Consider the following 11,174-nt stretch of genomic DNA (forward strand, 5'->3'; position numbering starts at 1 on the left):
CCGAGCAGATCGTCATTCCGCAGGGAAAGGTTCTGTAACCATCGAACGCCCAAGAAATTGTGGAAGAGAAAGCACCATCACTGAAGTGCAAGGCGAAAGTCCTCCGCGCGGTTAATCCACCAGGCGCGGCGCTCAAGAGTCACGGTGCCTACTGCCACGACAGGCGCTCGCTGATCGTGCGCCCTGATTGCTAGCCGGTAGTGATCTCCGCTCAATTGCACCCTGACACGACGTCGAGACTTCCCTAGGACGCCGTCGATGACAGCGATGCCGTCATCCTTTCCCTCTGCCCGCTCTAGTCGTATGACGTATCCGATGACACTTTCATGCAAAATGTTTGGTTGACGACGGAGATTCTTTCCGACAAAAGAAGCCCTCTCCGCTTGCTCGCGCGGGAGGACCACTCTGCTCGGCGTTTCGGCGGGCGGAGTCGGGTGTGACGGGGACCAGCGAAAGGACATGTCGAGAGAATTGATGCCTTCCCAAGAGCCCATACGCCCAATTGACTCCATCAATTGCGCACTAGCTCCTTGCTCGACCGCCTCAGATTCAGTGATCTGCGGCTCATCTTGCAAGAGTTCATTGGCTGCTTGAAGCCCTGATGCCAATGTCGACATCACGCGACGCGTATAAGATTCGATGACCCCTTGCGGTGCCTCGGATGCTCGAATATCAGCTTCATCAGCGGAAGGGCTTTCACGTCCAAGAAGCGGCTCGGGAAGTTCTTCTCGAACTGTGCTCTCGTGTCGAGCCAAAATTGTTATTACAAAACTTCCTCGAAGAGTATGCCCCATCCGCACCTCCTCTGCCAAAAAATCCTTGGCAGCATCGGGCTTACGGGAAGGATGGGTGGCACGAGGATTGATGGCGCTACAGGCTGCAGCTAGAATCATCTGACTTGCCCCGTTGATCAAGCTTTGCGCCTCCGCCAAAGGAATCGATCCATCGAAAGTCGCTTGGTCTGCGCGTAGCAGGAGGATGTCACTTCTAGCGCTCGCGATCTCTAGCGCCAGAGCCTCCCCTTTTACCTTGTGCACCTCTGAAATGGTGCGCAAGGCATCGTTGAGACGGGTGGTGAAATCACGAAAACGAGAATTGTAAGGCAGCATCAGGCTCGCGCCCTCTGCCTCATTGACCCAAAAACTATTGATGCCTTCTCGGTAGCCCTCTCGAATCCAACCTACAGTCCGCAGAAAGTCTTCAATCGCTCTTGGGCTGAGATCTCGGATAGGGTCGTAAGGGCGGGCGCCCTCACTGCGAGTGATACTCACGGCCGCTCTCCGTTCCCTACTCGATGCAAAATATTTAGCAACTGTATCACGTCAAATGTCTGATCTTCGGGTAGATCGACATAAGTTGAACCCGCGTCTATCTCACCCATTCCTTCAAGGCAGACCCAATAGGCTTTCTTTCTGAGCAAAAGATGATCGTCGTTCGCCTCCAGCCATTCATCTAGCATTCTCGGAACCGTAACGACCACGAGTATCTTATGGTTGTACGTATCTTCATCGCGCAGCCAGTCATAGTGGTCGCGGGAAAGTCTCCAGCGCAGTCGACCATTATGCTCAAGATCTTGCCATGTGCACTTCAGTTGAATGTCTACCTGTGAAGAGCTGTATTTTTTGTGCCGCGCGCTCTGACGTACAGTGAAATCGATCCGTTCAATGTCAACCTTTAAGTCTGATATTGTACATCTAGCCGCAGTGGTAACGGCGTGGGTATATGCCAGGCTAAATTGCTGCTTGCACTCTGCGGAGTGCAGCGAGCCGTATGGAACGCCATTATCCAAAGCAAGGAATTGGCCGTCCCACTCAACCTTTGAAACCGTCACCCGTGCCCCCCAGCAGTTGACCAGACGACAGTCTGACATGAGTGGTGCGTGTCACACTAGGAGTTGGAGTGTGACATTGCATGCCGAGGACTGCTATTTGAGCCGTGGCGTGTGGCAAACCTCCAGCCAGCCGTGATCGCTAGTGGGCACGTATGAATCTGCAAGGTCAGAGTCCTGTTGGCCTCATGGCTACGCCAGCCTTGAAGCCCGTTTCGGGGGAATCGCCTAACGAGGTGCCCACGTCACACGCAACTGGCCGATGACCTTGGCTCCCTGACCTGTTCGCCACCGCTCGTTGTCCTGGTCATTGTCCAGTGCACCGACGGCCGTCACAGTCCACCGCCGTACGTGCACCCCGTCTGACCTGCCCCGTGAACCCCCACGGACGGCCCCATACGGCCCTACGCACAGTTGAAAAGCGTGTTGGGGGGCAAGGTTCACGAGTGCGGCTCTCGCGTCCTCCGCCGGCTCAGAGGTCCGGGTCGATCGCAGTCCGCCATCCGACGTTCGTCCGTCTCATTCGTAGCCGCACGCGGCCGTCCGCGACCGTTCACCCCGCCTCAGTCGACACAGCCCCCGTACAGGAATGAACGCCCGCAAACACGTCCGGGTCATGCCCTGACCAGCACCAACAAACCTGCAAAGCGAGTTACGTGGGTTCGATTCCCGCCACGGCCTCCACCAGCCCGACCACCACGCATAGATGGGGTGGCCCTCCTTCGAGGGCCACCCCATCTGCCGTTCATCTCGGCTCGAAACCCTCTGTCTAGGACAGAAACAGACCTACATCTCGCCTAGCGTCGTTGTCAGCATTCGACATCGGCGAAAGGGACCACGATGTCCAAGCAGGGCAACGCCAGCAACGCCGCGCCAGAGGGCTACACCACCGTCGCGCCCTGGGTCGTCACCGACGACACGGGGGCCTTTCTCGACTTCGTCGCCCAGGTGTTCGGCGGTGAGGAACTCGGGCGGGTGCTGACGGAGGACGGTCTGGTCGGGCACGGGGAGATCCGGGTCGGGGACACCGTCGTGCTGGCCTTCGACCGGCACTCCGACTGGCCCGTCATGCCTAGTCTGCTGCGTGTGTTCGTCGACGATGCCGACCAGGTGTTCTCGCGAGCCGTCGCCGCCGGAGGCCAGGTCGTCACCGCTGTGGTGGACGATGCCTTCGGGCAGCGTGGCGGGCGTATCAAGGATCCCTTCGGCAATATCTGGTGGGTGGTCAGCCACGTCGAGGACGTTCCTGAGGACGAGATGTGGAAGCGGCTGCAGGAACCCGTGTACGCCGAGGCCATGCGCGTGGCCCAGGAGACCCTCGACGCCGAGCTGAGCGGTCGGGAACGCGGGCGTGGCAGTGCTCCCGTCCGGGAACCCGACTGACCCGGGTCACGCGGGTCACGCGGGTGTCAGGCCCCGCTCACAGCACCTTGCCCGCCTCCGCCTCGAAGTCGATCGTCTTCGCCCGGTGCAGCAGCCACAGGGTGTACGCGAGCGTCGAGACGTCCGTGTTCAGGTGGTGGAGAGTCGTCTCGGGCTCGTTCCAGGCCAGGACCGTGCCCGTTCCGCCGTCCAGTACCAGGCTGTTGCCCTGCGTCAACCCGCCCAGGCGGATCAAGTCGGCCGCTCCCTGCGGGAGTTCCGTTGCCGTGTCCTCGTCCGCGCAGTACTCCGCCAGCGTCGGCAGCGGTATGTCCGTGTCCAGTTGGAAGAGGGAGCCGTCCTCCGGGAGGCCCGTTCCGGACAGGAAGCGGCGCGTCGGTTCGTGCGTCAGCGGGGCCGGGAAGTCGACGTCCTCGAAGCGCGCCACCCTGCCGTGGCCGAACTCCTGCTCCAGGAGCCTCGCGGGCAGGTCCAGGGCCAGGCCCGACTCCGCGCCGGGGGCGGCGAACCTGGCCAGCGGGCGGATCAGGGCGGCCATCTTCCAGTACGGCAGCACATCACCGTTGGTGCCCTGCGCGAAGACCGTCAGCAGGTGCCGGGACGTCTCCGCCACCGTCCGCGAGCCCAACCGGCCCGTGCCGGAAGCGAATCGGCCTCGCGCTGCCGCCATCTCCTCCGTCGCCGCCGCGAACCGCGACAGCACCTCCAGCGAGGAGGCCGACGCGCGCCGGTCCAGCGGGGCGCGGCGATCGGGCGGGCAGTGCCTCGCGGGTGTCTCTCCCGTCGCGTTCGCCACCGCCCGCAGAGCACTGGTCCGCAGCGCACCGAACCTCAACCGGCCTCTGCCGCCCGGCAGTCCCACACGCGTCAGCAGTTCGCCCCTGGTCAGAGTGATCGTCGTGCTCATGGTTTCCCCCGCGCATGGTTGTTCGCAGTCCCCCCGGCTCGACGTCGAAAACCTCCGTCGCCCGGCGGGCCCTCCCACTGCTCAGAACACTACGCGGCACCACTGACAACGGGCCCTGACCTGCGACGGAGCCCAACCCGACTGCTCTCAGCCGAAGTACACGCCACCCGCGACAACCACGACCGCCGCCACCACGAACAGCAGCACCCACACCAGGATCTTGCCCGGCGTCGGCCCCGGTTCGTATCGCGGCTCATCCTCCGGCAGCGTCATGTCGCCGTCACCACCGCCGCCTGCGGGCGGATCGGCAGGCGGTTCACCGGGCGGCCCGTCGCCGCCCGTACCGCCGAGGCGATGGCCGCCGGGGACGTCACCACCGGAACCGCGCTCGCCGCCTTCGCGCCGAAGGGGGCGACCACGTCCCGTTCCTCGACCAGTTTCACGATGCGGATGTCGGGGGCGTCCAGGGCCGTCGGGAGGGCGTAGCCCGTGAGGTCGGGGTGGCGGATCAGCCCGCGCGCGGAGCGTAGGTTTTCGGTCAGGGCGATGCCTACGCCCTGGGTGACGCCCGCCTCGATACGGGCCGCCAGTTGCGCCGGGTTCAGGACGCGGCCCACGTCCTGGGCCAGCGCCAGCTCCACCACGCGTACCGAGCCCAGCTCGATGTCGACGTCCACCACCGCGCGGATCGCGCAGAACGCCAACCCCACGAAGGCGTCGCCCTGACCTGCCTCGTCCAGGGGTTCCGTGGGGTGGGGGCGGCACTGGGCCGTGGCCCAGAGTTCCTTGCCGTCCATCGCCTCCGTCACCGTGGTCGACAGGACACCGTCGTACGACGTGATCTTGCCGTCGGTGATTTGCAGCAGTTCCGTGGACATGCCGAATTTGTGGGCCAGGGGTTGCAGGAGTTGCGTGCGGACCATCTTCGCCGCCCGTTCCACCGCGCCGCCCGACACCCAGGTGTGGCGGCCCCGCGCGCCCGGGCCCGCCGGGGGCTGGTCGGTGTCGACGGGGGCTACGTGAACCTCGTCGATGCCCAGCGTCTCCTGGACGATCTGACGGGCCAGAGTGGTGAAGCCCTGGCCTGTTTCCACCGCCGCGCACAGGACCGTGGCGATGCCGTCGTGGACCTTGACCGTGGCCGTCGAGACCTCGTCCGCGCCCTCGGCGCCGAGCATGTGGACCATGCCCAGGCCGTAGCCGACGCCCCTGCGGACCGCGCCCGGTTCGCCCGCGCCCTCGGGGCCGCCCGGGAGCAGCCACTCGTCCTCGGGCGTGTCCTTGGGGAGCGCCGGGAGCGGGAAGTCCCGTACCGCCTGGAGCAGTTCGGCCACCGGGGCCGGGCAGGTGACCGATTGGCCGGTCGGGAGGACGTCTCCCGTGGCCATCGCGTTGCGCAGGCGCAGCTCCGCCGGGTCGACGGAGAGTTTCTTCGCGAGCTTGTCCATCTGGGCCTCGTAGGCCGCGCAGACCTGCATCGCGCCCTCACCGCGGACATGGCCCGAGGGGGGGTTGTTGGTGCGGACCGCCCAGCCCTCGATGAAGGCGTTGGGGACGACGTACGGGCCGCAGGCGAAGGAGACCGCCGCCGCGAGGGCCTCCGCGGAGGTGTCCGCGTACGCGCCCGCGTCGAGCAGGATCTGGGCCTCGACCTTGACCAGCTTGCCGTCGGTGTCCGCGTGGTGGCGGTAGCGCAGGAGGGTGGGGTGTCTGTGGACGTGGCCCAGGAAGGACTCTTCGCGGGTCGCCGTCAGTTTCACCGGGCAGCCCGTTTTCAGCGCCAGCAGGCCCAGCGGGAGTTGGAAGCCCTGGTCCTCGCGGTCGGCGGTGGCGCCGGGGACTCCCGTGACGACCACCTTCACGCGCTCAGGTTCCAGGCCATAGCAGGCGGCGGCCGCGTCGCGGTCCCCGTGCGGGTCCGTCGAGGCGAGGTACAGCTCCACGCCGCCGTCGGGACGCGGTACCGCGAGACCCGCCTCCGCGCCGATGGGGGCCGGGTCCTGGCGGCCGATCCGGTAGAGGCCCTCGACGACGATCTCGCCTGCCGCGTCCGGGTCGCCGTGGCGCAGCGGGATGTGCCGGATCAGGTTGCCGTCGGGATGCAGGGGTTCGGCCTCGAAAGCCTGCTCGGGGTCGGTCACCGGGTCGAGTACTTCGTACTCGACGATGATCGCCGCAGCGGCCATGCGCGCGGTGTCGGGATGGTCGGCGGCGACGGCGGCGATGGGCTCCCCGTGGTGGCGTACGACCTCGGAGGCGAACATCGGGCGGTCGGCCCTGCCCCGGCCGTGCAGCTCGGCGCCCGGCACGTCCTCGTGCGTGACGACGGCCCGTACGCCGGGCATGTCCCGCGCGTGGGTGGTGTCGATGGAGAGGATGCGCGCGTGCGGGTGCGGTGAGCGCAGTACGGCGGCCCACAGCAGGCCCTCGGCCCACAGGTCGGCCGCATACGGGAACGTGCCCTCGGTCTTCGCGCGCGCGTCGGCGGCCGGCAGCGACACGCCGAGGCCGTGCGGGAGCGCCTCCGCGTCGGGGGCGGCCTCCGCGGCCGTGGTCGCGGTGGCGGCTTCGTTGCTCACGTCTGGCCTCCGTCCTGGCCGTACGTCTGGTCGTGCGGGGCGTGCGAGTCGTGGTTGCGGGCGGGCTCGAAGCCCGGCGCGTCGAACGCGGAGGGGTTGACCCCGCCCGCGCCCGGTCCGGCCTGGTGCGGGATACGGGCCTCGCCGTCATCCGCCTCCGCGTCGGCGGCGTGCGCCTCGCGTTCGGCGACGACCTCGCGGACCGCCTCCAGGACACCCCGGTAGCCGGAACAGCGGCACAGGTTGCCGCACAGCGCCTGGCGGGTCTCCAGGTCGGTCGGGGCGGGGTTGCCCTCCAGGAGGTCGTGCACGGTCATCGCCATCCCGGGGACGCAGAAACCGCACTGCACCGCGCCGCACTTGGCGAGCGCGCGCTGTACGTCCGACGGCTGTCCGTCGGTGGCGAGGCCCTCCACGGTGCGCACCTCGCTGCCGGCGGCGGTGACCGCGGGCACCAGGCAGGAGGCGACGAGCCGTCCGTCCACCTGGACGTTGCAGGCCCCGCACTCGCCCTGGGAGCAGCCGTCCTTGGCGCCGGCGAGGCCGAGGCGCTCGCGCAGGACGTAGAGCAGCGACTCACCGATCCAGGCGTCGGTGACGGGCCGGTCGGAGCCGTTGACGCGCAGGACGTAGGAGGCGAGGGGGTGTTCCTCGCCCGGCATGCCCGGGGCTTCGTCGGTCGCGTCCGGGTCGGTGTCGGGCTCCGCGTCGGTCGCGCCGGCACCGGATGCCTCGGTGCCCGCGTCCGGCTCGCCCTCCACGGGCTCCTCAGCGGCCTCCGGCGAGCCTTCCGGCCCGGAGGTCGCGTCTGGGTCCGTGACGGCCTCTGCGGGGCCTTCAGAGCCCTCGGCGGGGTCGCGGGTGATCTCGACGGGGATGCGGTCCTCGTCGGCGACCGGGTGACCGGCTTCGGCGGCGGTGCGACCGGAGACGTCGGCCGGGTGACCGGTCCCGACGGCCGGGCGACCGGCGCCGCCCGTTTCGTGCACGGTTTCGGGCGCGTACGTCGTCTCCGCACCCGGCGCCGAACGGGGCTCCCGCTCCGACTCGGGTCCGGGTGCCCAGGGCTGTCCCGCGCCCTCCGTCGCCCAGGGTGCGGGCGCGCCGCCGGGGAGCGTGGCCGGCGGCGTGCCGCCCCACTGCTCCACGAGCGCCGATGTACTGAACTCGCCCGATTCGTCCGGAAGGTCACCACCGGCGACGGGGATCCGCCACTCGCCGGTCACCTCGCGGCCCGGCCCACCGGGACCCGTGCCCTCCGGCGCGGCGGTGCCCTGCCCGAAGGCCCACTGCCCCGTCGAGCTCTGCTCGTACGTGAACCCGTCGTGCTGGGTCTGCGGGGACTCCCGGGACGCGGCGTTCGGGTCCGGCCACTGGACGCCCCCGGGGGGTGCGGGCGGCGCACCCCAGGAACCGTCCTCGGTCCCGGTGCCCGGCGCCGCCTCTATCTGCGGGGGCACGTACCCATGGCCGGGCGCGGCCAGCGGGCTGTCCACGGAGGCCAGGAGCGCGTCGATGCCCCCTTCGGGGAGCTTCACGAACGCGGTGGCGCCGTCGTCGTAGTCACCCTGGGGCAGCGGGTCCCAACGACCCCCGCCCCGGGGCGCGCCCTCTCCCTGCGCCCCCTGTTGATTCCCGCGCCCGTCCCCGTACTGGTCGTCGCTGTACTGGTCGTCGGTCACGAAAGTGCCCTCCCCAGTGCTCGTCGGGCCAGCGCGGCGACGGTGCGCCGCAGATGCAGTACGGCGGGCGGAAGCGACGGTACGGAGCCGTCCGCGTCCGGGACCGGGTCGGGGATGCAGGCCGCGGCGACGTACTCCCCGAAGGCACCCAGTGCCTCCGGGACGATCGTGCGGTTGTTGTCCCAGTCGATCAGCCGGGCGACCCACTGCTCGGCGTCCAGGGGGCGCAGCGGCATCGGCGCTATGGCACCGACGGCACACCTCACGCCCCGCCGGGCGGGGTCGAGGACGAGCGCGACGGACGCGAGGGCGCGCCCGGGGCCGGTCCGTCCGGTGGCCTTCAGGAAGACCTGGGGCGCGTGCAGCAGGGGCACGCGCACGAAGCCGATGAGTTCACCGGCGCGCAGCAGTTCCACGCCGGCCAGCAGGTGCGACACCGGGATCTCCCGGCGGGCGCCGCCGGGGCCCGCGATGATGAGCGTCGCCTCCAGGGCGGCCAGCACGGGCAGCGCGTCCCCTGTGGGGGCGGCCGTGGCGATGTTGCCGCCCAGGGTGCCCGCGTTGCGGATCTGCGGCGGGCCCGCGGCGCGCGCGGAGGCGGCCAGGGCCGGGATGAGGGCGGCGAAGTCGGGGCGGCCCATCCGCGCGTGGGTGAGTCCGGCGCCCAGCAGGGCGTGGCCGTCCTGGTACTGCCAGCCGCGGATCTCGCTGATCCGGCCGAGGCCGACGAGCGCGGCGGGCCTGAGCTGCCCGGAGTTGACGGTGGCCATGAGGTCGGTGCCGCCCGCCACGGGGACGGCGGCCGGCATGGCGGCGAGCGCCGCGACGGCCTCGTCCAGCGAGGCGGGCAGCGTCACGGCCTGCGCCGCCTGCGGTGCGTGCGTGGTCAAACCGGCTGCCCCTTCCCGCTGCCCCACCTGGTCCCACCTGTGTTGCCGTACGGTACGTGCTGACAGGGCGGACGTGGCAACTCTGGCACATTCTCGCGAGACCCGAACGCAGGGGTCCGCTAGGAGGCATTCGCCCGCCTCACCAGCGAGATGGTCCGTTTTCGTACGACATTACCGACCGGTTCCGATTGGAACCGGTCGGCGACTGTTGTGAGCTTTTTCCTACGGGTTCCCGCGAGTTCCTACGGGGCCTCGGCGGCCCGTGGGACCTCACACGTTGGGGGGTGTCCCCTCGATCGGACGTCCGAGCACTCCCGGCCGCCGCTGCCACGGATGCGGCCCCGCGGGTGACCGATAGCCGACGCCGAGGGCGTCAAGTCGCCCGTAATGGGCGGTCATCCGGCGTTCGAAGTCGGCGAAGTCCCGTTCGGCGGGCGCGGGCAGGGCGCTCCAGGCGACCTCGGCGAAGGCGACCAGGCGCGGGAAGGCCTGGTAGTCCACGCGCCCGGTGTCCTCCATCACCTCGGTCCACAGGTTGGCCTGGGCGCCGAGGACGTGCCGTGCCTCCTCGGGGCTCAACTCCGGTGGAACCGGCTCGAAACGAAAGACATCCTCAAGGGTGCGGACGTACCCGATGGGGACGGGTTCGTCGGCACCGCCGTGCTGACGATGGTCCAAGTACACCTGTTGCTCGGGGCACATGACGACGTCGTGACCCGCGCGCGCGGCCGTGATGCCGCCCGCGTAACCGCGCCAGGAGGAGACCGCGGCCCCCGGCGCAAGGCCGCCCTCCAGGATCTCGTCCCAGCCGATGAGCCGGCGCCCGCGCGCGGTCAGCCAGGTGTCGAAGTGCCGGATGAACCACGACTGGAGCCCGTCCTCGTCGCCGAGCCCGAGTTCCGCGATGCGGGCCTGCGCGGTGGGCGACTGCTGCCACTGGTCCTTCGCGCACTCGTCGCCGCCGACATGGACGAACTCCCCGGGGAACAGTTCGAGGAGTTCCTCGAAGACGCCCTCGAAGAAGCGCAGGGTGTTGTCAGTGGGGGCGAGTACGTTCTTGTTGATGCCCCAGGTGTCCCAGACGGAGAGGGAGGTCGTGTCGATGACATCGGTGTTGCCGAGTTCCGGATACGCGGCGATCGCGGCCTGCGAGTGCCCCGGTACGTCGATTTCGGGGACGACGGTGATATGCCGCTCGGCGGCATAGGCGACGATCTCGCGGATGTCGTCCTGGGTGTAGAAGCCCCCGTGCGGCTTCTCCTCCCACAGCGGTGAGGCACGATGGCCGAATTTCGTCCGGGCCCGCCAGGAGCCGACCTCGGTCAGCTTCGGGTACCGCTTGATCTCGACGCGCCAGCCCTGGTCGTCCGTCAGGTGGAAGTGGAAGACGTTGAGTTTGTGCGCCGCCATCAGGTCCAGGTAGCGCAGGACGCCTTCCTTGGGCATGAAGTGCCGGGCCACGTCGAGCATGAGGCCGCGCCAGGCAAAGCGGGGGGTGTCCTCGACGAATGTGCCGGGGGCGAGCCACTGCCGGCCGGGGGCGACAGGGGCACGCCGAAAGGCATCGGGGCCGAGCAGTTGACGGAGCGTCTGCGCGCCCCAGAACACCCCGGCCGGTCCGCCGCCGTGGATGGTGATGTCGTCCCCGTTGACGTACAGCTTGTAGCCCTCCGGGCCGAGGTGGCCCGCGTCCTCGGGCTGGATCCGCAGCCGGATGGTCTCGCCGTCGTCCCCCGCGCCAGGCGGCAGCGCGAGCCCCGTAGCGGCCCCGAGCACGCCGCGCAGCCAGCGGGCTGTCGCCCCGGTACCAGGGCCGGCGTCGATCACCGTGGTCTCGTCAAGCACGAAGCCGCCCGCAGAGCCGACGTCCCGCACAGTCACGGGCACCGGAATCAGTTCAGTCAC

At 68.7% G+C, this 11,174-nt stretch carries 9 protein-coding genes; 1 reads left to right on the plus strand and 8 read right to left on the minus strand.

Going from position 1 to position 11,174, the window contains the following annotated elements; all coding sequences use genetic code 11:
• Positions 1-77 precede the first annotated feature (77 nt).
• Positions 78-1,271, minus strand: a complete 1,194-nt coding sequence (locus tag ACFYXF_RS43005) for a hypothetical protein (protein ID WP_389358129.1) — start codon at positions 1,269-1,271, stop codon at positions 78-80.
• Positions 1,268-1,831 carry a DUF4365 domain-containing protein gene (locus ACFYXF_RS43010; protein ID WP_389358131.1) on the minus strand — a complete coding sequence of 188 codons (564 nt, stop codon included), beginning with the start codon at positions 1,829-1,831 and terminating at the stop codon, positions 1,268-1,270. Before ACFYXF_RS43010 ends, ACFYXF_RS43005 begins: the two co-directional genes overlap by 4 nt.
• Positions 1,832-2,668: 837 nt before the next feature.
• Here ACFYXF_RS43010 and ACFYXF_RS43015 point away from each other — a divergent pair.
• On the plus strand, positions 2,669-3,211 hold the full coding sequence (locus ACFYXF_RS43015) for a VOC family protein (RefSeq protein ID WP_389358133.1): 543 nt from the start codon (positions 2,669-2,671) through the stop codon (positions 3,209-3,211).
• 37 nt (positions 3,212-3,248) lie between these two features.
• Here the strand turns inward: ACFYXF_RS43015 and ACFYXF_RS43020 are convergent, their stop codons facing one another.
• From ACFYXF_RS43020 to ACFYXF_RS43045, 6 genes are all read right to left on the minus strand, one after another.
• The gene (locus tag ACFYXF_RS43020; protein ID WP_389358135.1) at positions 3,249-4,118 is read right to left on the minus strand and encodes an SUKH-4 family immunity protein; all 870 of its coding nucleotides are present in this window, start codon (positions 4,116-4,118) and stop codon (positions 3,249-3,251) included.
• Between the two features lie 147 nt (positions 4,119-4,265).
• Positions 4,266-4,391, minus strand: a complete 126-nt coding sequence (locus ACFYXF_RS43025; protein ID WP_389358137.1) for a hypothetical protein — start codon at positions 4,389-4,391, stop codon at positions 4,266-4,268.
• Positions 4,388-6,697 (minus strand): xanthine dehydrogenase family protein molybdopterin-binding subunit, encoded by a 2,310-nt coding sequence (locus ACFYXF_RS43030; protein ID WP_389358139.1) that lies wholly within the window; start codon positions 6,695-6,697, stop codon positions 4,388-4,390. The genes ACFYXF_RS43025 and ACFYXF_RS43030 overlap by 4 nt, the downstream gene beginning before the upstream one ends.
• A complete protein-coding gene (locus ACFYXF_RS43035; protein WP_389358141.1) occupies positions 6,694-8,379 on the minus strand; it encodes a 2Fe-2S iron-sulfur cluster-binding protein in 1,686 nt (561 codons plus the stop codon). Before ACFYXF_RS43035 ends, ACFYXF_RS43030 begins: the two co-directional genes overlap by 4 nt.
• Complete coding sequence (locus ACFYXF_RS43040) at positions 8,376-9,269, minus strand: xanthine dehydrogenase family protein subunit M (RefSeq protein WP_235478279.1); 894 nt, start codon at positions 9,267-9,269, stop codon at positions 8,376-8,378. Before ACFYXF_RS43040 ends, ACFYXF_RS43035 begins: the two co-directional genes overlap by 4 nt.
• 270 nt (positions 9,270-9,539) lie before the next feature.
• Positions 9,540-11,174 (minus strand): beta-N-acetylhexosaminidase, encoded by a 1,635-nt coding sequence (locus ACFYXF_RS43045; protein WP_389358143.1) that lies wholly within the window; start codon positions 11,172-11,174, stop codon positions 9,540-9,542.

Source organism: Streptomyces sp. NPDC002680 (assembly GCF_042889145.1).
GTDB lineage: Bacteria > Actinomycetota > Actinomycetes > Streptomycetales > Streptomycetaceae > Streptomyces > Streptomyces adonidis.